This is a genomic window from Bradyrhizobium sp. JR3.5 (assembly GCF_054057015.1).
This window is the reverse complement of sequence record NZ_JBSRYV010000002.1, coordinates 4,719,964-4,743,823: the sequence shown is the minus strand read 5'-3', so window position 1 is coordinate 4,743,823 and position 23,860 is coordinate 4,719,964. Positions and strand designations below refer to the sequence as shown.

General features: G+C 59.5%; 20 protein-coding genes and 4 pseudogenes. 9 read left to right on the top strand and 15 right to left on the bottom strand.

The genetic code is table 11. The features are described 5' to 3' along the window. The first annotated feature begins 285 nt into the window (after nt 1-285). From ACVWW1_RS39770 to ACVWW1_RS39745, 6 genes and pseudogenes are all read left to right on the top strand, one after another. Nucleotides 286-1,101: a Crp/Fnr family transcriptional regulator gene (locus ACVWW1_RS39770; RefSeq protein ID WP_456659647.1), complete on the top strand. Its 816-nt coding sequence runs from the start codon at nt 286-288 to the stop codon at nt 1,099-1,101. Between the two features lie 492 nt (nt 1,102-1,593). Beyond that, nucleotides 1,594-3,108, top strand: a complete 1,515-nt coding sequence (locus tag ACVWW1_RS39765) for a porin (protein WP_456659646.1) — start codon at nt 1,594-1,596, stop codon at nt 3,106-3,108. Nucleotides 3,109-3,963: 855 nt separating this feature from the next. Next, nucleotides 3,964-4,461 carry an Lrp/AsnC family transcriptional regulator gene (locus ACVWW1_RS39760; RefSeq protein ID WP_456659645.1) on the top strand — a complete coding sequence of 166 codons (498 nt, stop codon included), beginning with the start codon at nt 3,964-3,966 and terminating at the stop codon, nt 4,459-4,461. Nucleotides 4,462-4,619: 158 nt separating this feature from the next. Next, nucleotides 4,620-6,114: pseudogene (locus ACVWW1_RS39755) on the top strand (NAD-dependent succinate-semialdehyde dehydrogenase). A 28-nt stretch (nt 6,115-6,142) separates the two neighbouring features. Then, entirely contained in the window at nt 6,143-7,519 is a 1,377-nt protein-coding gene (locus tag ACVWW1_RS39750) for an aminotransferase (RefSeq protein WP_456659644.1), read from the top strand. Nucleotides 7,520-7,970: 451 nt separating this feature from the next. After that, on the top strand, nt 7,971-8,888 hold the full coding sequence (locus ACVWW1_RS39745) for a LysR family transcriptional regulator (RefSeq protein ID WP_456659643.1): 918 nt from the start codon (nt 7,971-7,973) through the stop codon (nt 8,886-8,888). 67 nt (nt 8,889-8,955) lie between these two features. Here the strand turns inward: ACVWW1_RS39745 and ACVWW1_RS39740 are convergent. The 6 genes and pseudogenes from ACVWW1_RS39740 to ACVWW1_RS39715 form a co-directional block, all read right to left on the bottom strand. Beyond that, a pseudogene (locus ACVWW1_RS39740) lies at nt 8,956-9,108 on the bottom strand (DUF2274 domain-containing protein); the annotation flags it as partial. Further along, nucleotides 9,105-9,395: pseudogene (locus ACVWW1_RS39735) on the bottom strand (TrbI/VirB10 family protein); the annotation flags it as partial. The pseudogenes ACVWW1_RS39740 and ACVWW1_RS39735, both read right to left, overlap by 4 nt. 166 nt (nt 9,396-9,561) lie before the next feature. After that, nucleotides 9,562-9,741, bottom strand: a complete 180-nt coding sequence (locus ACVWW1_RS39730) for a DUF6527 family protein (RefSeq protein ID WP_244443473.1) — start codon at nt 9,739-9,741, stop codon at nt 9,562-9,564. Between the two features lie 191 nt (nt 9,742-9,932). Next, a complete protein-coding gene (locus tag ACVWW1_RS39725; RefSeq protein ID WP_456659642.1) occupies nt 9,933-11,351 on the bottom strand; it encodes a ThiF family adenylyltransferase in 1,419 nt (472 codons plus the stop codon). Beyond that, nucleotides 11,348-11,749, bottom strand: a complete 402-nt coding sequence (locus tag ACVWW1_RS39720) for an E2/UBC family protein (RefSeq protein ID WP_429033585.1) — start codon at nt 11,747-11,749, stop codon at nt 11,348-11,350. The genes ACVWW1_RS39725 and ACVWW1_RS39720 overlap by 4 nt, the downstream gene beginning before the upstream one ends. Nucleotides 11,750-11,752: 3 nt before the next feature. Next, on the bottom strand, nt 11,753-12,094 hold the full coding sequence (locus tag ACVWW1_RS39715) for a multiubiquitin domain-containing protein (RefSeq protein ID WP_429033582.1): 342 nt from the start codon (nt 12,092-12,094) through the stop codon (nt 11,753-11,755). Between the two features lie 163 nt (nt 12,095-12,257). Between ACVWW1_RS39715 and ACVWW1_RS39710 the strand changes: the two genes are divergently transcribed. From ACVWW1_RS39710 to ACVWW1_RS39700, 3 genes are all read left to right on the top strand, one after another. Then, nucleotides 12,258-12,650, top strand: a complete 393-nt coding sequence (locus ACVWW1_RS39710) for a helix-turn-helix domain-containing protein (RefSeq protein WP_456659641.1) — start codon at nt 12,258-12,260, stop codon at nt 12,648-12,650. Further along, nucleotides 12,637-13,578 (top strand): ImmA/IrrE family metallo-endopeptidase, encoded by a 942-nt coding sequence (locus ACVWW1_RS39705; protein WP_456659640.1) that lies wholly within the window; start codon nt 12,637-12,639, stop codon nt 13,576-13,578. The genes ACVWW1_RS39710 and ACVWW1_RS39705 overlap by 14 nt, the downstream gene beginning before the upstream one ends. A gap of 351 nt (nt 13,579-13,929) precedes the next feature. Beyond that, the gene (locus ACVWW1_RS39700) at nt 13,930-14,403 is read left to right on the top strand and encodes a hypothetical protein (RefSeq protein ID WP_456659639.1); all 474 of its coding nucleotides are present in this window, start codon (nt 13,930-13,932) and stop codon (nt 14,401-14,403) included. A gap of 247 nt (nt 14,404-14,650) precedes the next feature. Here the strand turns inward: ACVWW1_RS39700 and ACVWW1_RS39695 are convergent, their stop codons facing one another. From ACVWW1_RS39695 to ACVWW1_RS39655, 9 genes and pseudogenes are all read right to left on the bottom strand, one after another. Beyond that, nucleotides 14,651-15,832 (bottom strand): HipA domain-containing protein, encoded by a 1,182-nt coding sequence (locus ACVWW1_RS39695; RefSeq protein ID WP_456659638.1) that lies wholly within the window; start codon nt 15,830-15,832, stop codon nt 14,651-14,653. Then, nucleotides 15,832-16,083 (bottom strand): helix-turn-helix domain-containing protein, encoded by a 252-nt coding sequence (locus ACVWW1_RS39690; protein ID WP_456659637.1) that lies wholly within the window; start codon nt 16,081-16,083, stop codon nt 15,832-15,834. The genes ACVWW1_RS39695 and ACVWW1_RS39690 overlap by 1 nt, the downstream gene beginning before the upstream one ends. Before the next feature lie 270 nt (nt 16,084-16,353). Further along, nucleotides 16,354-18,178: pseudogene (locus ACVWW1_RS39685) on the bottom strand (TonB-dependent receptor); the annotation flags it as partial. A 446-nt stretch (nt 18,179-18,624) separates the two neighbouring features. Continuing rightward, nucleotides 18,625-19,338 carry a HoxN/HupN/NixA family nickel/cobalt transporter gene (locus tag ACVWW1_RS39680; RefSeq protein ID WP_456659636.1) on the bottom strand — a complete coding sequence of 238 codons (714 nt, stop codon included), beginning with the start codon at nt 19,336-19,338 and terminating at the stop codon, nt 18,625-18,627. Between the two features lie 114 nt (nt 19,339-19,452). Next, complete coding sequence (gene hypB, locus ACVWW1_RS39675) at nt 19,453-20,619, bottom strand: hydrogenase nickel incorporation protein HypB (RefSeq protein WP_456659635.1); 1,167 nt, start codon at nt 20,617-20,619, stop codon at nt 19,453-19,455. Then, nucleotides 20,619-20,960, bottom strand: a complete 342-nt coding sequence (locus ACVWW1_RS39670) for a hydrogenase maturation nickel metallochaperone HypA/HybF (RefSeq protein WP_456659634.1) — start codon at nt 20,958-20,960, stop codon at nt 20,619-20,621. Before ACVWW1_RS39670 ends, hypB begins: the two co-directional genes overlap by 1 nt. A gap of 8 nt (nt 20,961-20,968) precedes the next feature. Then, nucleotides 20,969-22,036 (bottom strand): hydrogenase expression/formation protein HypE, encoded by a 1,068-nt coding sequence (gene hypE / locus ACVWW1_RS39665; protein ID WP_456659633.1) that lies wholly within the window; start codon nt 22,034-22,036, stop codon nt 20,969-20,971. Continuing rightward, nucleotides 22,033-23,160 (bottom strand): hydrogenase formation protein HypD, encoded by a 1,128-nt coding sequence (hypD, locus tag ACVWW1_RS39660; protein WP_456659632.1) that lies wholly within the window; start codon nt 23,158-23,160, stop codon nt 22,033-22,035. The genes hypE and hypD overlap by 4 nt, the downstream gene beginning before the upstream one ends. Further along, nucleotides 23,157-23,849: a D-sedoheptulose-7-phosphate isomerase gene (locus tag ACVWW1_RS39655; protein WP_456659631.1), complete on the bottom strand. Its 693-nt coding sequence runs from the start codon at nt 23,847-23,849 to the stop codon at nt 23,157-23,159. The genes hypD and ACVWW1_RS39655 overlap by 4 nt, the downstream gene beginning before the upstream one ends. Nucleotides 23,850-23,860: the final 11 nt, after the last annotated feature.

Below are 23,860 nucleotides of genomic sequence, written 5' to 3'. Positions count from 1 at the left end.
CGTGCGTCGTCAATTCGAAATGGGCATCGACATCGTTTGCGACGGCGAGATGGACACGTGCCTACATCACTTGCGCACGCGACGATTGACTGGTTGCAACGCGACGACCAGTCGCTGGCGCGGTCCGAACTGTTGGAGTTTCCGAGCTTGGTCCACGAATCAAGTTCGACCTCACGATACCGGTACACGCAAGGCCGGTGACTTGGGTGGAGACGTCCCAGCGACCGCATTAATCGAGGCTTGAGATTCGCTACTCCTAACAGACATCTGCATGGTAGAAGCACTATGACCGAGAAAGTGCCTGCCGTCATTAAACCGCTTGACAGTTCCGCAGATGCGGTCGGTTCAGCTACAGAGCCGATGTTGTTCCGGCCTGGTACCGGACGTTCGAATGGACACTTGTTTGTCAAAAATTCAATCCTGGCGAGGCTTTCTCTGCAAGACCTGGCGGCAATCGGGACGTTCCTCGAGCCGATAGCCTTGAGAGAACGTATGGTTCTGCAGGAGCCAAAAAGGCCTTTTAATCACGTCTACTTCATAGAGTCGGGGCTGGTGTCGCTAAGGATTGTTGCCCCGGGAAGTCTACTTGAAGCGGCCGTCGTAGGATATCGAGGGGCGGTTGGCGTCTCGCTTGTAGTCGGCGGAAACATTCCAACACAACAGTCTGTTGTGCTTTTTCCGGGTCACGCATTGAGAATTCATGCCAACGATTTGCGTCGCGTGACGACTGAACGACCGAAAATTCTCGAACATCTCTTGAGATATTCCCAAACGCACAACACGCATTGCGCTCAGATGGGATTATGTGGCGTCCGACACGGGCTCGAACCGCGCCTGGCGTGTTGGCTCTGCCTGATGTGCGACGCGCTCGACAGCAATGTCCTTCCGATTACACACGACTATGTTTCAGCCGTTCTCGGATTGCATCGCGCGGGGGTCACTAGGACGCTGATCCGATTTGAGGAGCAAGGTCTAATCCGCAAGATGCGAGGCGTTTTGCAGGTGGACGACGGCGGATGCCTCGAGCAGAAGGCATGCTGCTGCCATGGAGTGATCACGGGCGCATATACTTCCCTTGAGCATCCAGAGATCGCGGAATAGCTAGCAGAAGCACCGGCTCGGGCAGATCACGTCTTGAGAGACGTCTTTGCGTGGTTGGCTGCGTGATCAATGGATTCACGCGGAATGAATTTAATCCGCAACACCGCTTGAGAAGATTCACAGTTCAACGGTCTCGAGCGAGGCATTTCGGTTGCGCGGCACGCTAAAGCACACTCGTGGCTTCGTGTGAAATGCACGCATGAGAGCTCATACGGTGTTGAACGCACAATAGTGAACCCAACAGAGCACGGTCTGAGTACAGAGTGATCCTTTCGTGCATTCGGCACAAAGATCGCGATCTATCTCCCAACACAATCTGTCAACGTACGCGAGCGATGAGCGGAATGGTCCGCACCGCGACGTCCACTTTCAGTTTGTGAGTTGGCGTTCGAGGAAGACCCCGCAAGTCGAGAACGATTGGGGGAAGGTGGTCGATCTCTTCCGCGACAGTCGAGCGGCCACTTTTGAGATGAAACAATTTGGAGAAGTGTTATGAAGATGGTGAAGGTCCTGATGCTCGGTTCGGCGGCGGGGGTGATCGCCGTAGCCGGAGCGCAGGCCGCTGATCTGCCCGTCAAGGCCAAGGCGGTCGAATACGTGAAGGTCTGCTCCCTGTACGGTGCCGGCTTCTACTACATTCCGGGTACTGACACTTGCATCAAGCTCGGTGGTTATCTGCGTGTCCAAGCCGGTTTGGCCACAAACGGTCTCTATGACACAGCAAATAGTGGAGTGGCTGGCGCGCAAAATCGCCTACGCAACTACTACACCACTGGATCGCGCGAAGATCTGACAATCGACACGCGCACGGCGACCGAGTACGGCGTGGTCCGCACCTTCTTCGATGGCGTGTTCACCTGGAACTCCGGTGGCTATGCCGGGGCCGGTACAACCGCCGTGAATGGTTCGACCGCCTACAGCGGAGCTACGGTCGCCGGTGGTACGCTCGGCGTCTACTACGCATTCATCCAGTTCGCTGGCTTCACGTTTGGTAAGGCCCAGTCGCAATTCTCCGCTCCCTGGACCAACTATCCTGGTAACAACTTCGATGGCCTGCCAGGCGGCAGCGGCTGGGACCCCGTCAATCAGTTCACCTATACCGCAGACTTCGGTCAAGGCATCACAGCGTCCTTCTCTGCCCAGGATCAAGTCCAGCATGACACGACCAACGTCTGGAACGTGAGCGGGGCGACGGCCGCGGGTCTTACGACCGGTGCGTACGGTGCAAACGATATCGGCGGTGCGTGGTCTCCTGACCTTGTGGCCATGGTTCGCGTTGATCAGGCTTGGGGTCTCTTTCAGGCGTCGGCGGCCGCGCATAACAATCACGCCGCCTACTACGGCGCCGATGAAACGACCGGCCATCCGGCCGACAAGTGGGGCTGGGCTGGTCAACTGGCATTGTCGATTAAGAACATCCCGACTGGTCCGGGAGACACAATCAACTTGACAGGCGTCTATACGAACGGCGCAAGCCGTTACAATTTTCAGGATTATATGTCGACCACGTATGCCATGTACGGTGGTACGGGCCTCGCAGGTGCCTACCAGAGCGTCGGACTTGGTGGTCTGTCAGACTCCGTGTTCGTTGCTGGCTCTGGCCAGGAATTGACCACGACCTATGGCTTCCGCGGCGGCTACACCCACAACTGGGATCCGCGCTGGGCTACCGGCATCTACGGTGCATGGGCTGCTGTGCGGTATAACAGCACAGCGAAGGGCTATATCTGCGGCGCGTTCGTCACAACGCTTGCGCTGTCAAGCGGTGTTGCCGGCTGTAACCCCGACTTCAACTATGCAGTTGCCGGTGTGGCAACGTACTGGACTCCCGTCAAGAACCTGACCTTCTCGGCCGACCTCGCCTACACCGTGCTTGATCAAAAGTATGCAAGCGGAAGCACGGTGACGCTGCCGCTGCAGTCGGGTATCGCCAAACCGGGCGCTGTGTATGAGCTGAAGAACCAGAGCAGCCTCACGCTGCTACTCCGCGCTCAGCGTAACTGGTGAGTCTTCGTCAAACTGGCGAAGGAGAAAACAAACGGCTCTGTAGAACTACGTTAACCTCCAAGAAGGCCTCCGGCATGCCCGCCGGAGGCCTTTTTCAATCAACTCCAATTTTTCGAATCTGGTGACAGCTGTGTGCGGGCCCCTCCCATGGACCGCTGGAACGATCTCCAAGGTCTGCCGCCCGTCTTGACCAGGGAGACCATGTCCAGCAGACATAAACAGGTTAGTCGTGTTCGCCGCACACGTGATCACCATCGTCTGCAATCCGTGATCACGATGGCCTGGCATGGCTGATCTTCATCCCTGGAACACGCAGCCACTGAAGGTGCAGTCGCTTTCACTAACAGGCGCAAGCCGATTTGGCACGGCAACTGGCACAAGTAATCTGCTCGAGACCATGGGTCGGAGACTGCTTTCGTCCCCTTCACCCGGGTTTGCGAACATGATCAAGCGCTGTTCGGCACCATTATCTCCTTTCGGTCAAAGACGACGCCGTGTTGCACCGCAGGCGGTGAATGTTTGATCTCGGATCGGTCGATAATCGCGGACGCTAGGGGTTTAGCCCGCCCTCCAGCACGCCGGTCGGAAAGAGAAATTCATTGATCAGACATAGACTTTACTGTTCATTTGATATATTTTTTTCATACCCATATTGCCTGAAGTCGGGAGTTCGTTGTCCAAAACCAGTCAGGTGGCATGACAGTTCGTGAGACCATCAAGCGCGACAATCTACCGTGAACGCAAAATCGGGGATGCGGTGTTTACTGAACGACAGAAGATCACAAGACGAAGGGGTTGACGGACCCATAAGCCTCAGAAGCTCAAGATGCCGTGATCCTACCTGAATGGACCAGAATGGCGTCACTTAAACTCGACCATACCGACTTTAAGATTCTCGACGCCGTGCAGCGCGACGGGCGCATCACCAAGCTGGCCCTGGCGGAAAAGGTGGGGCTTTCGCCAACGCCTTGTTGGATGCGGCTGCGAAAGCTCGAGCAAGCCGGAGTAATCGTCGGCTATCACGCGCGCCTCTCACTGCGCGCGGTGGCGCCGATGACGACCGTAATGATGGAGGTCACGCTCGCAAGTCACCGCCAATCGGACTTCGACCGGTTCGAGCGCGTAGTTCGGGAAATCCCTCAAATCGTCGCCTGCTGGTCGGTGGGCGGCGGCGTCGACTACCTGCTCAAGGTTGTGGCCCACGACGTCGATGCTTATCAACGTCTCGTCGACAGCTTGCTCGATCGAGAGATCGGTATCGCCCGGTACTTCACTTACATTGTGACAAAGACGGTGAAGGATGAGGACGTCCTCCCGGTCGAAACGCTTGCCGACCCAAGCATGCGATGCTGATGACTTTTTGATGGACGGCGCAGCGTCCCCCGAGCGAGAGAGATTCTCCGCGTCCGCGTTCGATTTTAGACCGACGGGCTGCCCAGAGCGCGGCATTCGGCCTCTTCCTCCACCACGTGCAGGTAAACTTGGTTCGCATCCTGGAGAGGGAACAGACGATGTCTGCTCATATTGGACGAACCAACCGCCACCCAGCGCTTGACCGTATAAGCGACAAGCGCTTGCTGCGCGAGCTTGCCTACGTCGACGGCAACTGGTCAGCGAGTCACGCCGCAACGAGCTTTCAGGTCACCGATCCCGCGACCGGCGCGATCCTCGGCTACGTGGCCTCGCTCGACGCCGAGCAGACAGGAGAAGCGATCGCGGCAGCGACGAGGGCCTTCCCAGCCTGGAAAGCGCTGTTGCCGCAGGAGCGATCGAAGTGCTTGAGGCGCTGGTTCGATCTCATCATTGCTGCCCGCGAAGACCTTGCGCTCATCATGACCCTTGAACAGGGCAAATCCCTAGCCGAATCACGCGGCGAGATCGACTACGCATCTTCCTTCGTTGAATGGTATGCAGAAGAGGCCAAGCGCCTTAGCGTCGAGGGCGTGACTGGCCACTTGCCCGGGGCAGCGATGTCGGTTGTACGGGAGCCAGTCGGCGTGGTTGGTGTGGTTACGCCATGGAACTTCCCTTTCGGCCATGCTGACCCGCAAGGTCGCTGCGGCGCTTGCCGCTGGCTGCACTGTCGTAGCGCATCCTTCCTCCGAAACGCCACTTTCGGCACTCGCGCTTGCCGAACTTGGTGAGCGTGCTGGTCTTCCGGCCGGCGCCTTCAACGTTGTCACAGGGGATGCGAAGACTATTGTCGAAAGGCTTTGTGCCGACGCGGGCGTGCGCGCCATAAGCTTCACCGGCTCAACAGAGATAGGCCGCAGGATCGCCAGCCAGTGCGCGCCGACCATGAAGCGGTTGGTGATGGAGCTTGGTGGCCACGCGCCCTTCATCGTGTTCGACGACGCTGATCTCGACGCGGCGGTCGAGATTGCGGTTGGCGCCAAGTTTGCCACCTCCGGTCAGGACTGTCTCGCGGCCAACCGTCTTTACGTCCAACGCTCGATCTACGAGGCCTTCTGTGTCGCATTCGCCAAGCGCGTTGCGGCGCTGAAACTCGGCAGCGGGCTCGAAGAGGGCGTCGAGATTGGCCCGCTAATGCACGCACGGGCCGTCCATAAAGTCGAGGAGCATGTGCGCGATGCGTTGTCGCGCGGCGCCCGCTGCCTTGCCGGTGGCAGTCGATCGCCACTGGGAGCCCTCTTCCATCAGCCGACGCTGCTGATCGACGTCCCCGACGAAGCTCTCATCATGCGCGAGGAGACCTTTGGTCCGGTAGCTGCCGTTGCCCCTTTCAACACCGAGCAGGAGGTGGTGGCTCGGGCCAACGACACAGAGTACGGGCTCGTGGCCTACGTCGTCACTGAGAACGGCTCGCGGCAGCAGCGCATGGCACGCGCCCTCGACTACGGCATGGTGGCGGTGAACCGGGTGAAGATCACAGGCGCCCCGATTCCGTTCGGCGGCACCAAGCAATCCGGTCTCGGGCGCGAAGGCTCCCGCCACGGCATGGAGGCCTTCACCGACCTCAAATATGTCTGCGTCCAAACCCTCTGACACCCGTACTGCTAGGAAAGTAACAGCAATGCTCGGCAATTCGAACGAACTCGGCGCCTGGGATCGGGACTATTTCTTTCACCCCTCGACGCATATGGGCGCGCACGCGCGCGGCGAGACCCCAACCCGCCTGATCGGCAGCGGCGAAGGTGTCTACATTACGGACAAATCCGGCAAGACCAGTCTCGACGCCTTTGCAGGTCTTTATTGTGTCAATGTCGGTTACGGCCGTCAGAAGATCGCTGAGGCGATCGCAAAGCAGGCGAGAGAGCTCTCCTACTATCACGCCTATGTCGGCCACGGCACAGAAGCCTCGATCACGTTGTCAAAGATGATCATCGATCGCGCGCCGAAAGGCATGTGTCGTGTCTATTTCGGCTTGTCGGGCTCCGACGCCAACGAGACGAACATCAAGCTGATATGGTATTATAACAATGTGCTCGGCCGGCCGGAGAAGAAGAAGATCATCTCGCGTTGGCGCGGCTATCATGGTTCGGGTGTCATGACCGGCTCGCTGACGGGGCTCGAGCTTTTTCACAACGCCTTCGATCTGCCGCGCGCGCCGATCCTGCACACCGAGGCGCCTTATTATTTCCGGCGCGCCGACCGCTCGATGAGCGAGGAGCAATTCGCGCAAACCTGCGCCGACAAGCTGGAGGAATTGATCCTGGCCGAAGGGCCCGATACAGTTGCAGCCTTCATTGGTGAGCCGATTCTCGGCACCGGTGGCATCGTTCCGCCGCCCGCCGGCTACTGGGAGAAGATCCAGGCCGTGCTGAAGAAATACGATGTGCTGCTCGTGGCCGACGAAGTCGTCACTGGCTTTGGTCGTCTTGGGACGATGTTCGGCTCCGACCACTACGGCATCAAGCCCGACTTGATCACCATCGCCAAGGGCCTGACTTCCGCGTATGCGCCGCTCTCGGGCGTCATTGTCTCCGACAACGTTTGGCAGGTGCTCGTGAAGGGCTCCGATAGACTCGGCGCTATCGGCCATGGGTGGACCTATTCCGCGCATCCGATCTGCGCGGCCGCCGGAATCGCAAATCTAGATCTAATCGACGAGATGGGTCTGGTCGCCAATGCCGGCGACACCGGCGCCTATTTCCGTGCAGAGCTCGCCAAGGCGATCGGGGACCACCCACACGTTGGCGAAGTGCGCGGCGACGGGTTAATGGCGGCAGTAGAATTCGTCAAAGACAGGGACGATCGCGTCTTCTTCGACGCGTCGCAGAAGGTTGGTCTGCAGGTCGCCGCCGCACTGTTCGAGCGCGGCGTTATCGGCCGCGCAATGCCGCAGGGCGATATTCTCGGGTTCGCGCCGCCGCTTTGCCTGACGAAGAACGAAGCCGACATCATCGTCCAGAAGACGAAGAATGCCATCAATGCCGTGTTTGCCAAGTGATAGGAGATTGACGGCGCGACTTGGACAAGCCCTTCAGCCAGTTAGCGCTCGGGCCAGGCATCCTGACCACCCACTGTGCGGATCGGCATCAAACGCATCCGCACCGAGTATTTAATCACTTATCGGACCGGCTAGCCCATACGGAGTGGTCGAGAGTGCCGGCCGGCCATTCTCACCGATCGGACTGGATGGCTGATCACAAGACACCCACGCGACGCCGTCACTTACCCAAGCCCCGCCGTTGAGTTTCGGCTGACCAAATGGGCAGACGGCAGCAGGTTGACCGCCCTGTCCGTGCCATCGGCAATAGCAAGTGGCGAACGAGTCCTACTCGGGAGCGTGTTCGATGGTCGTTTCAGGACTGACGAGGGAGGCGCTGAAGCAGAGCAAGCAAGAATGACCTGCGCAAGAAAACACTTGGTCACAGCCAACTCGCCATAGGGCTTCGACCATGCCTGTGGAATTTCGAGATCTGCGCTGGGCTATTACCGCGTCCCAGCACCGAAGCCTCCGTCAAGCGGCAGAAGCGCTCAACATCAAGCAGTCGACTCTTAGTTGCCGCTTGCGCAATCTCGAATACAAGTTGAGCAGCACTCTGTTCGAGCGCACAAATGGCGGTACGCGACCGACGATCGAAGGTCAGGAATTCCTCGATGCTGCCCGGCGCGTCGTGGGCGAAACTGATGCAATGACCGCTCGTCTCAAGACCCGCTCGCGTGGCGAGAGCGGTCGGTTGACCATCGGCATCCACACCTCCCTCTCAGCCGGCAATCTCCGGGCCACTCTCCTCGAGCACCGGCACCGCTTCCCCGATGTCGATAGACAACTGGTCGACGGAGCGAGCGACCATCTGATCTCGGATCTCGCCAGCTCCGCCGTTGACGTCGCCTTGGTGGCCGAGCCCAATCCGAAATGGAGTGACAGGTCATTGTTGCTCTGGAGCGAGCGTGTCGTTGCCGCTCTCCCCGCGAACCATCGGCTGACAGGCCGTGACGTGGTCCACTGGGGCGAACTGAGGCGCGAACCTCTTTTGTCGTCACAGCGCGGCCAGGGACCGGAATTCCTGAAACTTCTCATCAGCAAATTGGGATCCTCCGACCCTTGCCTGCTGCTTCGCCATGATGTCGTGCTCGACCGCCTCCTCTCCTTGGTCGCCGTGGGCTGGGGTATTCTGCTGGTACTGGAAAGTGCGACTGGCGCAGCCTATCCGGGTGTCACTTTCCGTGAGGTGAATGATGCCGAGGGGCCGACGCGGCTGAGCGTCCGCGCCTATTGGCGGCAGGCCAACAGCAATCCATCGCTGCGTCCGTTCCTCGACCTGCTTCGCGAGCGCTACCCGGATCTTTCGACCGATCCCCCTCCGGCTTGAAGGCACCTCGGCGTGCCTTCGCGAAGGCCCGGTCTGTTGCCATGAAACGCTCGATCATTGGCGCGATCAATTTGGCCGGATCGGTCGGCGTCGTCGCGCCTCCGCTACGCGTCAGAATGTCGGCGTAGCTTTTCAGATCCCTGAAGACCGCCGCCGGCAGCTCGATGGCGAGCTTGACCGGCTTGTCGTCTTCAAGCGGCCCAAGCTTGAGTTTCGTCACGGTGTTCCTCCCTCGCGGTAGGGCGCCAGCACCAGGTCGCGCGAGACGATGACGCGGACCGGGAATCCTGGTCGGATGGTCAGCGTCGGCTGGATGTTGAGCTGGCGCTGCACGATCTGCTGGCCGGTCTGGCTGATGCTGTTGGACGCACCGCTGCGGATCGCTTGAAGAAGGTTGTTCTCGTTCTGGCTCGTACCCGCCTCGGCTCCGACGCTGAGCATGGTCGAGAGAACGGCGGCCTTGAACAGCATGCCCCAATGGTTGTCGACCTCGTCCTCGAGTCCTGCACAACAATCCCACGCGATACCCCATCTGCATGCTCGATCACGAACCATCATTTTTGGGCAGTGATTGAGCGTGATTCTTAGCCCCCTCAATCGCAATGGCCGCAGGCGGTGCCACATCGGCTCCTGCATGCGACCGGCGTTTGCATACAGCCGCGGCGACGTTCGATTAACACCATAGGACGCGGCCATTTCGAAACCAAAAATGCGAACCGCAGTCCTTTTTCCTCCAGACCGAGGGATGGAGGGTGGCAGTCCCGTCGTCATGGCGCGTAACACGCCAGCAAGGACGTTCATCGGGGAGAAGATTCATATGTAAAACAGAGCGGCAACCGCACGGGCAGATCATTGCTGCCTGCTCCTGGTAGCCGTCCTCCTGGACGATGTAGAGGGTCCGGCGCTTCAGGTGCTTGGGAAGGGTGTCTTCGACCAGCAAGGTCGCATACGGCGGGACGATCCAATTATGAATGCGCCTATATGCGCCCCGCAGAAACCTATCTGCTCGCCCATATGCATTCAGCAGAAACCGACTAAACCTGCTCACGCCTTTCGCCTTTCCGCGAGCTCCATAAGCCCCAGGAGCGGCGTCGTATCGCCGAAGCCTACCTTCGCCCCCAGGATATCGCAGATTCCCTCTTCAGGGTCGTAGATGAGCTCCATGCTCGCAAGACTAAACGTGACGGCGGCATATGCGCCGTTCGGCTCCTCACGGTAAGGATGCAGGCGCGCGAGCATTTCGTTCACGGCAAGCGCCGAGGCGAACATGTTGACGCTGATGACGGCGGGTCGGTGCCCGGCCACGCCCCTGATGTAGCCATCCTCCACCTGCCGATCATGAGCTGCCGGGTCGTTGCGGCGCAGACCGGCCGCGGCGACGTCGCTCATCGTGAACAGGCCGCGGCTGACAAGGCTGGACCGACCAGGGCGCAAATAGTTCACGGTGCCGCAAACTTCACGGATGTAGGCCACGCCGTCGAAATCCTTGGTCGCGTCCAGGCGTACGCCGATATCGAAGTAGGGAATCGAATAGTAGGATGCGATAGCATTGAGAAGATACCGCCCATCTACCGTATCCATGCAGCCGAAGATGATGTCGCATTGAGCGACTTCGCGGATGACCTCGGGGTCCCACAGGTTTTTCTTCATTGGAATGAACCGAGTGCCGAGGCCGGTGCGCCCGACCGCGTCGGCTAGTACGTCAACTTTCGGGCGCTCGTTCTCCACGTCATCCATGGTGGAGTTCAGGACTATGCGATTGACGTTGCGCTCCTCCATGTGGTCGTCATCGACACCGACAATCAGGGCGGCACCAAGTCTCATGAGTTGTTCGATGGTTGGACTGCCCGTCCCTGACGCGCCAATGACCGCGAACGAGAGCCGACGCAAACGCTCAATCGTGCCCTTGTCGAATGCCTGGGCGTGGGAGGCCACGAAGTTGGGCAGTTCGATACTGCCCGCGTCCGCATACCAAAAATGCAGATCGTCTCCGGCGACACTTATGCAATAGATCGGGTCGAAACCGCCGGCCGCGTTCAAGACGCGCCCGAACATCTGGCCGTCAGGCAACATCACGGCGCTTCCGTGCGGCACATCTGCCTCGACCCATCCCCGGATCATCGGCAGCAATCGCTCGTCGCCCTTGTCATCCGTTAGCGAGAAGGCGGCATAGCCGCCGGGATGGCTGTGAACCTTAACGACCGACAGGCCTTCGGCGGTCGCGCGGTCGAGCATTGGGGCAATATAGTCCGGCGGCCAAGTGACCCGCATGGGGGTGCGTTCCGAACAGTCCTCGTACGGGATGCCGTGAATCTCGCGCACGACGAGCCGATGGCTGCGGTCGCCCGCGCGGCTGCCGCACAGCAAGATCGCGACGGCTTCGTTACCGTCGCCAGGGAAGAGAAAACTCTTCAAATGCTCGTGCTGGTCGCCTGAAAAAGCCAGGGTGATGTGAGCGATCATTTCTCGAACTCCCGGTCGAGCCAGTCCTCGATCAGGATGACATGCGTCCCGATGTGGTCGCGCCCGATCTTCCACGGGTTCGCGCCCGTGCGATGGCGAGACCAGCGCTGGTAGGTTTTTCCGTCGAGCTGTTGCTGCGCTTCGGTTGCCCCGATTTTCTTTCCGTCCGACCGCGCGAGGGCCGGAAAGAAATACACCATGTTAAGTTCGGTGTTCGGGTAACCGGTCTCGATGCGGATCGCCGCCGTCACCGTCGCGTGGTTGTAGCCGCGCGGCGCGGGGAAATCGTGGATAAGCACCCACTGGGAGCCGTCCACGATGGTTTCCCACGGCAGCCCGTATTCGTCGAGAAATTCCCGGTCGATGGGCAGCAAGTCAAACTGACGACGGAGGGTCATCGCTCAACCCTCCGTCTGATCACGCGGCAGGGCCTTGAACTTCTCCACGCCCGGGCGGCGGAGATCGACCTGATCGTCGAGCCCGACCTTATGCGGCTTTTCACCGGCCATTTTGACGCGAAGAGTATAGTTCTCCGCGGGCAGCAAGCCGGCAAGCGTCAGGATGGCGCGGCCGGTCGGAGTCGGCTCGTTCACTACGAACGGGTCGCCGTTCACGAGGATCCGATAGCCCTTTGAGAGCGGCGGGCGCTTGCCCAGTTTGGCGTACTCTTCGAGATCGATGATCTCGTCCAGCACCTCTTCCACGCCTGAATCGGCGCTCCTTTCTTCAAGGTTGTCAGTCATGTGATCTACTCCCTGTGGGACGTGTCCGGGCACCTCGCCTTTCCACGGTTCCCATATAGCATAGCGCGCTAAGAATATCAAGCGCACTCTTTGCGCGCTTGACCATAGCGGTTGGCCGGAATAGAATCACAACAGAAACAATAGCTTGCAGGAGCACCCCGCCATGCTCTCCCCCACGGATGAAAGGAACACATCGAAACTGACGCTCGGTCAGTATCTCGCGTCGATTCGCGTGGACCGGAACCTAAGTCTGCGCGAGGTCGAGGAAGCGACGAATAAGCAGGTCTCGAACGCCTACTTGTCGCAGATCGAAAACAACAAGATCAAAAAGCCATCGCCGAACATTCTGCATGCGCTCGCAGAACTCTATGCCATCAGCTTCGAGAATCTGATGGACATGGCCGGGTACATATCCGGCAACAAACGCGCCGATACCGAGCGGCACGGACGTATCGCGACCTTCGCCGAGCACAATTTGTCGGCGGAGGAAGAGACCGAGATGTTGCAGTACCTTCAATTCATGCGGGCAAGGAAAAAGCCGGGTGACAAAAGCTGACGATAGCAGTCTCGAACCCGAAGATCTTCGCGCGGTCGAGGAGCGAGCACGGCAACTCCTCGACCGCGCAAGCGCATGGGATAGATTCCCGGTGCCTCTTGAAGATATCCTTGCCGCTGCAAATGTGCGCGTTGCCCAAACCAGCCTGTTCGACCCTGTCGCCGTCATGGAATACTTGGCCGGCAAGGCAATCCAAACAGCAACCGTCGTAAAATCCGCCCTTGGCAAGTTGTTCGGCCTCTATGATTCCGCTGACACGGTCATTCATATCGATGACAGCGCCATCAAGTCCAAATCAAAGAAGACGTTTCTGACGCTCCACGAAACCGCGCATCACGACCTTCCCGTTCACAAGCGCATGTTTCGTTTCTTCCAGGACAGTGAACAACATCTCGATCCCGAAATCTCGGACCAGTTTGAACGCGAGGCCAACAACTTTGCCCGATTTGCCCTCTTTAAGGGCGACACTTACGCGCGCTATGCGGCTGACTGTAAGTTCGACATCAAGACGCCCATCACGCTCGCAAAGAAATTCGGCGCATCCAACTACGCCTCGGCCCGAGAATTTGCCCGCACTCACCATCGTGCCTGCGCCGTATATATCCTCGAACCTATCGAGTTCGTTCCGGGTCATGGCGCGCGGGCTGCGGTCCGTCGCATCGAACCCTCGCCTCCTTTCATCCTTCAGTTTGGCAAATCTGCGGACTCCGTCATAACGACCGATCATTGCCTTGGCCCTATCCTTCCGATCGGTCGAAAGATGACACGCCCTACAACCATCTCAATGACGGATCGCAACGGCCTTCCTCACGAGTGCGTGGCGGAGGCTTTCGACACGACACACAATATCATCATTCTGCTCTATCCGGTGAAAGCACTTGGCAAACCGACGATCATCCTTCCGCCGGGCTTCAAAAAAGTCGTTTAGCCGGCAGGCCTCAGGCCGCGACAGAACGATTCGGCTTTTGCGCTGGTTGAAGCTTGCCACGCGCAGCTCCGGAGAATTTCCTGGCGGAGGCTGCAAAGGCGCCGATTACGGGGTCATCTAATGTGGTGCGACGACCTCCCGGGAAAATCATGGACGAGCCTCTGGTCAGGTTACGTGTTGTGCGGAGGGGACTGTCCCGGCATTCGCAGGATTGATGCGTGCTGCCCCGCGTGCGGTTCCGACCCGTTTGATACTTCGCCCTTCATCAGGACCATAAACGATGAGCGGACGGTCATCCATCCCACTTTCGCAGGTGCTGAAGGTCGCTATGAGGACTACATCTATCTCCAGATGCTCCAGCGTGAATGGGAGCGGCCAACGGTCGAGTTTGAACGCTTCTCACATTTCGCAGATTCGGAACGTCCATCCGCTCGGGCAGCTTTAGTGCTGCTGTTCTGGGGCTACTTTGAGACTCGTATCGAGCGGCTTCACCGAACTGCGATGCGTGGGCTTCCACAACGAGTTTTAGATGACGAGCTTCGGCGTTACTCCGGAATCGGGAGCCGCCTCTACGATCTGTACAAAATATTCTTTGGGACGAACTATTTCGAAGATCTTCGAGCGCATGGATTTTCGGTAGTTGCCGATTTGCTAAAAGACATCCACGAACGTAGAAACGAGTTCACTCACGGAAAGCCGCAGGCGATCAACGACGCGACAGTGAATGCACTCGTCGAGAACCTTAAAGGCGAACACGAGGCATGGATCGCGGTATACAACAGACGAGTAGGATCCCAAGATGGCCGACGCGCCTCCGAACGTTGATCGCCAGCTCCTAAGCATTCTCGTGCGGGGCGCCGAAAAGACGTTCGACAACGTCGAGCAGCTCTAGTTTGAGAAAGAAGTTTTGGCAAAAGCCGGTGCCACGACGCGAGCGCTTTGCCTACATCAGATTTCGCTTGAGGAATGCTCGAAGGTCGAGAACATCGGTGCATGGGCAACCAGCTTGCGGTCTGGCCTTGATGTGCTCGACCGCTGCCGGTCGAATGCGCGCGTCGATGGGATCCGTCACTTATCGCGCGACCCGATGCTCGCGATGCCAAGCCAGAGCCTCCGGGGATGGAATGGCGGCCTTGTATCGCGGCGGGCGGATGGGTGTCCCCTGAAGATCATAATAATGACGACCGTTATCGAAACCTGCTTTCAAGCGGCTGCTGATCTGGCCTGCGTCGAGGCTGGGCTGCGCCGAAATCACATCGTAGAGCGGGGTCATGCGGAAGCGGCCGCCGGGGGAGAGAAAGACGCTGAAATTTTTGGCGTGCCCATCCGTGGCACCGAGAAGCCAGAAGGCAATCACAGCCTTCAGAAACGTCGTTTGATCTGCCTCCGGCTTATCGCTCCCTTTCAGCAGATTGAGGATAGCTGGAATACCCGGTCCGCCCTCGGATTCGTATTTCAAGGATGGCGGCACGGACAAAGCCTGGCAGCAATCCTCTTGGGGCAAACGTAGGAGACGGTTGTCGCTGGTCCAGCGGCGATCGAACCGCTCGATCACGAGCACATTGTTGCCTTCAAACTCCTCGATCGCGATGGCGGCGCTCGGAAGTCCAAGAGCTGCTGTCAGCTTAAGGCAGAAGAACTCATTCTCGACGCTGTAGGAAAGATCGATGCCGTTCGGCAGTCGGCCAATCTGCGGTTTGAGGATGTGCGTCGTGGCCGTAGTTGCCAGCGGCTTGTACCAACGCCCTTTCCAGAACAAGAGCGCGGTCTTTTCCTGGGCGCCGGCGATCGAGATCCGAAAGTCCTCGTCCTCACCAAGCCCAAGGGGAGCCGATGCAAGGTCGCCGAGAAGCCGGGCTATTTCCTTGTCGTCAACAGGTCTGCCGTCGACAGCGCCGGCGGCGCCGGGTTCGATGCCGTCCGGCAGGAATTGCAATGCGCCGACACAGTCCCGTCCGACAGCGGCAAGCAGGTCGTAAGCATCTATGCCTTGAGCGTGGACGCGCTCCGCCATGCGACGGCGGATGGGCGTGCTGTCGGGCAGGAGATTGTCGAAGACCGCGATGACAGGTGCACCGATATAGCGGTCCTCCCGCAGAGCCAGTGATAGCGACACGGGCAGCGCATGCTCCCAGGCGATCCAGGTCGGATCGTACTGAAAGTCGATTGCGCCGCTGGATTGCCTGTTCAGGCGCCCGACGAGACGGCCGTTCAAGAACACATTGAGCGGGATATGCCTCCGCGGGCGGGCCATCAAAAGATGTCCTCGATCTCGGCCGGCTTTGCCTTCGTCCTGGGACGGATAACGAACTCGAGGTCGAGCGCTGCGAGAATGTCACAAAGCGTTCCGAGCTGAGTCCCAGGCGCGCCACTCTCGACGGCCGAGATGGTAGCCTGCCGGAGCTTTGTCTTGTCCCTGACGCTGGTCTGGTTCAGGCCAAGCTTGCGGCGCTGCCGGCGGACGGCATCTCCGATTTGCTTGGGTGTTCGGGCGATCTGGTCCACGGCGCACCTCTCTAGGCACGCCATATACGCTCTAGAGGATAAATGTCAATATACGCTCCAGAGGGTAAAATGGATATACCTTATAGTGTATAAAACCTATAAATACGCTTTAGCGTATAGCCCCCCCTTGCGGGGCGGCTTTCAGGAGCTCTCGCTCCTCATTCCCCATGAGTGCGCGGTAACGACGAATGGTCCTGCAAGCGCGCGTTCACCGGCTTCGGATCGAGAAGCGCACCCACAAACGTAGCGCTATCTCGAGCTGACAGCTTAGCCGGCGCGCGCATTGAAGATCAGCGAGGAAGTCGAACGGACACTGTCGTCCGCTATCAACGGCCGTGGCCGAAATAGCGCGCCTTCAACGCGCCAAACCAGCTGGTCTCACTGCCGAAGGTGACCGCGGCGCTTACCACCCAGACCGGCGCGCCGGGGATGCGGTCGCCCGCGGGATCGAAATCGGTGAAGCGAGCGCGGGTATAGGCGACATCGAGATCAAACGTCAGCGACGGAACGGGCTTGTACTTGTTGGTCCACTCGACGCCGACGCGGCGGCTGGGCCGGGCTCGGCTCGGCGGTGCCGGCGTCGCCGACGAACAGCAGTTCTGAATCGAAATCCAGCAAAAACACCGCAACCGAACTGGTGAGATTCTCAGTCGCCTTCGTGCGGACGCCGAGTTCAGCGCCGCGCGAGCGGACCAGCAGCGGCACGCGATCGAACGGCGTCACCTTGTCGTTGGGATCGACCGTGATCGTGGCACCGCGAATGTCATTGCTGTGCAGGCCATAGCCGGCGTTGCCATAGAATTCGGACTTGTACCAGGGACCGAGCACGCTGCCAGGGGCTCGTCATCGACGCCTGCGCGTTGCCGGAGTTCTCCGGCGTATCGCTGAGCACGCGTCCGGCAAAGATGTCCTCACGAATACCAACCGTTGTGCGCAGCCAGTCGGTCCAGCGGGTGGTGGTGTCCGTCCAGATTCCGACATTGCCTTCCTGCACGCGATCGTCGCGCACGGTCGAGAGCCACGTGCGGCTTTCCGTCTTGAACAGGCCGACATGGATATCATCGTAGCGGCCCTGCACACCGACGCGAGTTTGCGTTTCGAGGCCACCCAGGCGCCAATCAAAGGCGTGACGTGCGTCAAGGCCGCCGAGGGTGCGGCGATCGAGCTGGTTGAACTGGTCGCCGTTGATGGCGTTGTCGAGCGCGTAGGTGAAATTGTTGTAGAGCTGCAGGTCGGAGCGCACGACATAGGCGCTGACCTTGCTCTGGCCGTACTCGCTCGAATGGGCAAAGTTGCCGGACAGGCTGAAGCGGCTCGACGCGCCGCCATCGGTTGGATCAAGCGGACCAAAACGGCCGATGATGCCCTGGTCGATCGCGCGCTGCGGGACCTGGTCGGTCGAGGTCCAGCCGTTGGAATAGGCCATCGCCGATAACGTGAGCCCATCAGTGACGGTGCCCTGACTGTAGCGCATCACGCCGTTCAACTTGCGCACATTGTCCGGCACGTCCCACGGGCCGTTATACTTGTTGGCTTCGATCGCCGCGAGCAGCGTGCCCTGACCCACCGCGGTGGAGCCGGCCGCCACGGCACGCTGATAGCCAAAGCTGCCGAAGGTCATCTCGGCGATGTTCTTCGGCAGCTTGCTGACATAGTCGACCGCAAGCGCACCGGCGGAGCCGAAGTCGCCCACACCGGCGAAATACGGGCCTTTCCGGACATTTACCGACTGGATCAGCTCGGGGATGAGGAAGTTGATGTCGGCATAGCCCTGCCCATGACCGTGGGTCGGCATGTTGACAGGCATGCCGTCGACCGTGATGGCGAGATCGGTGCCGTGGTCGAGATTGAAGCCGCGCAGGAAATACTGATTGGCTTTGCCCTCGCCGGAATGCTGGGTGACGACCAGGCCCGGCACGGCTTCCAGCGCCTCGCCGACCCGCGAGAAGGGAACGGCATTTATCTCCGTACCGCTGATGCGCATGGCGCTGGCGGCGGTAGGCTCTAGGGCGGCAGCTCCTTCGGACGATGTCCCTGCTGCGAAGCTACGGGTGCCGACGGTTGGCTGATCCGATCGAGCTGTAGTCACGCCCAGCGCGCCGCGATTTTGAGACGACTTGGGTCGGCCGACGCGCTTCGGCAGCGAATTTCCGGGCCGATCAATCGTAATTGGTGGAAGCTGGATAGATCTCACCGCCGCAACCTCTTGCGCGACCGATGGTGCCAACGGGCCAAGTGCGGCGGTGAAAACTCCACAGCAGAGCGATACACCCAACAACCTGCACGTCCTGCCAACCTTCGCACAGCTGTCAGCTTGCACCGCTCCGACACAACGGCTGCGCTTCCAAATGCGCTTGTTTCTTCCAAGAACAGCGACGAGCGAAGACGAGCGACAACCAGGGAGTCGAAAGTTAACTATACTGTTCCCACTCGGCCGCGCCCATCCCTCAGTCAATGGCTTTGTCCCTAACCTAACGTCACAGTATCGTCTGAAGTACGAACTGGCGACTCTTGTAAAACCGAGTCAAAAGCGAATGCTGCCTAGCTTGTTGCGTAACTGTAAGCGATTGCTGTCGTGTAGATGGTCAGGGCTCCGATTCCAATTGTAACAATGCCGACGATGCCCTGGATCGCACCATTGGCCCAAGTCAGCCAGCGCGCCGACATCGCAAGCGGCACAGCGATGACCATCGAGAGTGCGCCCATTCCAAACATCGATCCGATGCCGAACAGCGCGACGTACACTATTCCGTAAACGGGATTGGTGATCTGCGATATCGCGAGCACCAGCAGCGCAGCGGAGCCAGCAATTCCATGCACGAACCCGACCAGCAGCGAGCGCCAGCGGAAACCGTGCCGATGGATATGCGTGCTTCTTCGGTGCGGGATTGCTTCGTTCCGGTGGCTGTGAACGTGAATGTGCCTCGTTCCGTCGCCATGATCATGCCGATGAAAGTGCACGCGATCGCGCCACATTTGCCAGAGCACATTGCCCCCGAGGCCGATCAACATTACGCCAACGGCGGTTTCAAGCGGACGCGCCAGACTCTCGGGGATTGCGTGACCGAGCAGGATGGCTGCGCCAGCGAAGACGAACAGGGTCAGCGTATGGCCCAGCCCCCAGGTCAGGCCGTGCTTGACGATATCCCCGACATTGGTTTGCCGGGCGGCGATGCTGGAGACCGCAGCGATATGATCGGCCTCGAGCGCATGCTGCATGCCGAGCAAGAACCCCAAACCCATTATCCCGAACATTTGCGCCCAGCCCTCTCCGGCAGACGATACCCGGTCGCGTTTTCGAGCGAACTAAACATCGGTCCGCACCACAACCAAGCGAGCGCCCGGCTCTGATTGAGCACCATCAATGCTCTAGGCGAAAGCCGCCTCGTGGGCCTTGCTCGATTCACAACGCAACCAGCCGTACCATTCCGACAACCCCTCGCCACTTCGCGCCGAGAGCTCGAACACCGTGATGTCGGGGTTGACTTTGCGCGCATTGGCGATGGCCTGCGAGACGTCGAAATCGACATGCGCTAACAGATCGATCTTGTTTAGGATCATGATTTCTGCGGCGCGAAACATGTGTGGATACTTCAGCGGCTTATCTTCACCTTCGGTCGTCGAGAGAATTACCACCTTGGCGCGCTCGCCGAGGTCGAACACCGCAGGACAAACCAGATTCCCGACATTCTCGATCATTACCACTGAACCGGCCGCCGGCTTCAGTTCGCCCAACCCGCGCGCGATCATATCGGCCTCGAGATGGCACCCGGTGCCGGTGTTGACTTGGACTGCTGGCGCTCCGGCGGCCCGGATACGCTCGCCGTCATTGGCGGTCGCCTGGTCGCCCTCGACCACGTAAAGCTTCAGTTCGGATTTCAGGTCGCGGATGGTGCGCTCCAGAAGCGTGGTTTTGCCAGAGCCCGGCGAACTGACAAGATTGAGCGCTAGGATTTCGCGACCTGCAAACCACGCGCGGTTTCTTGCCGCCAGCGCGTCGTTCCTGGCGAGGATGCGTGTCTCCAGCTCGATCACACTATTCGCAGCTCGCTCGCTGTCCTGATGTTCGTGTGTGTGATCATCGTGATCTCCATGGCTGTGGCTATGCCGCGCGCCATCCGCGTGCACGTGTTCGTGCTCGTGCTGGCGATCATGATGTTGGTGATGTCCGTGATCATGGGCATGACCGTGGCTGGTGTCGTCGGCGTGAACGTGGTCATGGGTATGATGGTGCTGCGGATCATGTTGATGGGTGTGATCGCCGTCATCGTGACCGTGGCCATAACTGTGCCGCGTGCCGTCAGCGTGAACATGCGCGTGGGCATGATCCTGACCGTGCTGGTGGTCATGACCGTGATCGTGGCCATGACTGTGCCCGATGCCGTCGGCATGCATATGATCGGGTTGGTGATGATGCGCTCCATCAAGGCTAGGATCGTGATCGTGGGAATGACCGCCCATGCCGATTTCCTTTCCTGTCTGGAGATTAAGGACGGTCGTGCCTCGCCTATCTCCGCATCCGCAATGACCGCACATCAGGCGACCTCCTCTTCAAGTTCCATGCTCTTGATGTTCAATTCCTCTCCCTGTAATCGCGTCAGCCGACGCGAACCGCAGGTGCACGGTGTGAACAGCGTTTCGGTGGCAAACTCCACTCCACAAGATTCGCAGCGGGCGCGTCCCTCGATTTCCCTGATCTCAAGCGCCGCGCCTTGCAGTAAAGTTCCCCAAGCCGTCGCCTCGAAGCAGAACGCGATCGCGTCCGGCATCACGCCAGACAATTCGCCGACCTCGATATTGACACGGCGAACCCGGTGTCCTTTGGCGGCGTCGGCAACGATAGCGACAATATTGCGAGTAATGCCTAGCTCGTGCATGGGCAGCCTCAACAAATCCGAGGCAATTGCTCGCCCACCAGCATGTCCACGATTCGCTGTCCACCAAATACCGTGCGCATGGTAACGCGCCCAACCTCTCCGTGATCAACCCTGCCGACGACTGCGGCCTCCGCACCAAGCGGGTGCGCCCGCATCGCTGAAAGTGCAGCCTCGGCCTGTTCGGGGGGCGCGATCACCACGATCTTGCCCTCATTGGCGAGATAGAGCGGATCAAGTCCAAGTATCTCGCAAAACGCCTTCACATCCTCGCGCATCGGAATGGCGCGTTCATCGATTTCGATTGCAACCTGCGAAGCATCCGCGATTTCGTTGAGCACGGTTGCCAATCCGCCGCGCGTCGCGTCGCGCATGAAGCGAACGCCGGGTGCGGCGCCCAATATCGCGTCGATCAAACCATGAAGGCAGGCGCAATCGCTCTCGATCAGGGCGTCGAGTGCCATGTCTCCGCGCGCACACAAAATTGCCGCGCCGTGATCGCCAAGCAGACCGCTGACCAGCACCACATCCCCCGGTTTTGCGGCATCGACGCCGAGCGCAAGACCTTTGCGGATCACGCCGATTCCCGTGGTCGTGATGAATAGCTTGTCGCAGGCGCCGCGCTGCACCACCTTGGTGTCTCCGGTGGAGATGAGGACGCCGGCTGCCCGAGCTGTCGTAGCCATCGAGCGCGCGACCCGGCGCAAAACTTCGACGCTCGTGCCCTCCTCGATGATGACTGCGCACGACAAATAGAGAGGTCTCGCTCCGCCGACGGCGAGGTCGTTGACGGTGCCGCAAACCGCAAGTTCGCCAATATCTCCGCCGGGGAAGAACAGCGGATCGACGACGAAGGAGTCCGTGGTGAAGGCGAGGCGGTCTCCATGGACAGCAAGTTCAGCCAGATCGAACCGTGCCTGGTCCTCCAACGGCGCGAGCGAACGATTGTCAAAGGCTGCGACGAACACGTCGTCGATCAGATCCTTCATTGCCTTGCCGCCGCCGCCGTGGGCAAGCGTCACCTTGTCGACGCTAACCTTGCCGAGCTTGCGAGCATGGATGAACGACGCGACGTTCATACTGCCTCCTTGTAGCGCTTCTGGCCACCATATTGGTAATAGGCCGCACACGCGCCCTCCGACGACACCATCAACGCGCCCAGCGGCATCTCGGGCGTACACGCCGAGCCGAATACCTTGCATTGCCACGGCTTGATCACACCCTTGAGCACCTCGCCGCACTGGCACGACTTCGGGTCGGCGATCCTCAGATTGCGAACCGCGAACTTCTGCTCGGCGTCGTAGCCGGCGTATTTGTCACGTAGCTTGACGCCGGAATGATCAATCGAGCCGAGGCCTCGCCATTCGAAGAATTCTCGGAGCTCGTAAACGCGCGACACCGCCTGGAGCGCTGCGCTATTGCCGGCGTCCGGAACGATGCGGGCATACTGATTTTCGACCTCGCTGCGGCCATCCTTGATCTGCTTCAGCACCATCCAGATGGACTGCAGGATATCGAGAGGCTCGAAGCCGGCCACCACCATGGGTTGCCGGTAGAATTTGGCGATGAATTCGTAGGGAGCTGTTCCGATGACCATGGAGACATGACCGGGTCCAAGAAAGCCGTCGAGTTGAAGGCCGGGACTATCCAGAATAGCCTTGATGGTGGGAACAATCGTGATGTGATTGCAGAACACCGAAAAGTTGGTGATCCCCTCAGCTTCGGCCTGCAGGATGGTCAGCGCGGTCGACGGCATCGTGGTCTCGAAGCCGAGCCCGAAAAAGACCACTTCGCGATCCTTGTTGCGGGCCAACGCCAGCGCGTCCATCGGCGAATAGACCATCCGAACATCGGCGCCATCAGCCTTGGCCTGTAACAGGCTCTTCTTCGAACCGGGAACCCGCATGGCATCCCCAAAGGTTGCAAAGATGACTTGCTGATTCTCGGCAATCGACACGCAATCATCAACACGTCCCATCGGCAACACGCAAACCGGACAGCCCGGTCCATGGATCAGCTCGATCTCCTTCGGCAGCATGCCTTCGAGGCCGTACCGGAAGATCGAGTGCGTGTGACCGCCGCAAACCTCCATGATGTAGATCGGCCTATCGGGTGGCAGCGTCATGGTTGAGACCAGCGTTTCGATTTCCCGGATCAAGAAGCCGGCCTTTTCGGCGTCGCGAAATTCATCGACATATTTCATGCTGCGGCTCCCTTGGTCGTGGCCGATCCGCGATCGTCCGCCAGCAGCGTGTGCACGAGGTCCCACAAGATGTGATAGGCCGCCACGTGACACTCCTGGACCCGGTGGATGGACGTGGTCGGCACCACCAGGCAGAAATCGACCAGGCCAGACGATTTCATCTTGCCGCCTTCGCCGCCGGCGAGCCCGATGGTGATGATGCCCATTTCGCTGGCTTTGGCGAACGCCGCCATCAGATTGGAGGAATTGCCGCTGGTGGAGATGCCGATCAGCGCGTCGCCCTTTCTACCTTGCGCCAGCAGCTGGCGGACGAAGACGTGCTCGAAGCCGAGGTCGTTGCCAACGGCGGAGATCATCGCGAGGTCGGCAACAAGATTTGTGGCGGCAAGCGCCGGACGGCCTGCGGTGATAGGGTGAACGAACTCCACGGCGACATGGGAAGCGTCGCAGCTCGATCCGCCATTGCCCATCGAGAACAGCCGTCCGCCAGATCGGTAGACATCGGCGAGCGCCTTGGCGGCGGCGACCAGAACCGGTCCCTGCTCGTCGAAGAAGCGCAAGTTGGTTTCGCGGGAGTCGCGGGCTTTCTGCTCGACAGAATGCAAAAGCGCCGCGTCGAGCCGGGCCGGCGACTGCGGTTGTCCGTGCAAAAATGGATAGAGCGCCTTGAGATCGCTTTCGTTGGGCATGGTGAAACCCT

Excerpts from the sequence above, each read along its gene's own strand:
- ACVWW1_RS39770 (WP_456659647.1), top strand. The coding sequence starts at position 286 with ATGACCGAGAAAGTGCCTGCCGTCATTAAACCGCTTGACAGTTCCGCA.
- ACVWW1_RS39765 (WP_456659646.1), top strand. The coding sequence starts at position 1,594 with ATGAAGATGGTGAAGGTCCTGATGCTCGGTTCGGCGGCGGGGGTGATC.
- ACVWW1_RS39760 (WP_456659645.1), top strand. The coding sequence starts at position 3,964 with ATGGCGTCACTTAAACTCGACCATACCGACTTTAAGATTCTCGACGCC.
- ACVWW1_RS39750 (WP_456659644.1), top strand. The coding sequence starts at position 6,143 with ATGCTCGGCAATTCGAACGAACTCGGCGCCTGGGATCGGGACTATTTC.
- ACVWW1_RS39745 (WP_456659643.1), top strand. The coding sequence starts at position 7,971 with ATGCCTGTGGAATTTCGAGATCTGCGCTGGGCTATTACCGCGTCCCAG.
- ACVWW1_RS39730 (WP_244443473.1), bottom strand. The coding sequence starts at position 9,741 with ATGATCTGCCCGTGCGGTTGCCGCTCTGTTTTACATATGAATCTTCTC.
- ACVWW1_RS39725 (WP_456659642.1), bottom strand. The coding sequence starts at position 11,351 with ATGATCGCTCACATCACCCTGGCTTTTTCAGGCGACCAGCACGAGCAT.
- ACVWW1_RS39720 (WP_429033585.1), bottom strand. The coding sequence starts at position 11,749 with ATGACCCTCCGTCGTCAGTTTGACTTGCTGCCCATCGACCGGGAATTT.
- ACVWW1_RS39715 (WP_429033582.1), bottom strand. The coding sequence starts at position 12,094 with ATGACTGACAACCTTGAAGAAAGGAGCGCCGATTCAGGCGTGGAAGAG.
- ACVWW1_RS39710 (WP_456659641.1), top strand. The coding sequence starts at position 12,258 with ATGCTCTCCCCCACGGATGAAAGGAACACATCGAAACTGACGCTCGGT.
- ACVWW1_RS39700 (WP_456659639.1), top strand. The coding sequence starts at position 13,930 with ATGCTCCAGCGTGAATGGGAGCGGCCAACGGTCGAGTTTGAACGCTTC.
- ACVWW1_RS39695 (WP_456659638.1), bottom strand. The coding sequence starts at position 15,832 with ATGGCCCGCCCGCGGAGGCATATCCCGCTCAATGTGTTCTTGAACGGC.
- ACVWW1_RS39680 (WP_456659636.1), bottom strand. The coding sequence starts at position 19,338 with ATGTTCGGGATAATGGGTTTGGGGTTCTTGCTCGGCATGCAGCATGCG.
- hypB (WP_456659635.1), bottom strand. The coding sequence starts at position 20,619 with ATGTGCGGTCATTGCGGATGCGGAGATAGGCGAGGCACGACCGTCCTT.
- ACVWW1_RS39670 (WP_456659634.1), bottom strand. The coding sequence starts at position 20,960 with ATGCACGAGCTAGGCATTACTCGCAATATTGTCGCTATCGTTGCCGAC.
- hypE (WP_456659633.1), bottom strand. The coding sequence starts at position 22,036 with ATGAACGTCGCGTCGTTCATCCATGCTCGCAAGCTCGGCAAGGTTAGC.
- hypD (WP_456659632.1), bottom strand. The coding sequence starts at position 23,160 with ATGAAATATGTCGATGAATTTCGCGACGCCGAAAAGGCCGGCTTCTTG.
- ACVWW1_RS39655 (WP_456659631.1), bottom strand. The coding sequence starts at position 23,849 with ATGCCCAACGAAAGCGATCTCAAGGCGCTCTATCCATTTTTGCACGGA.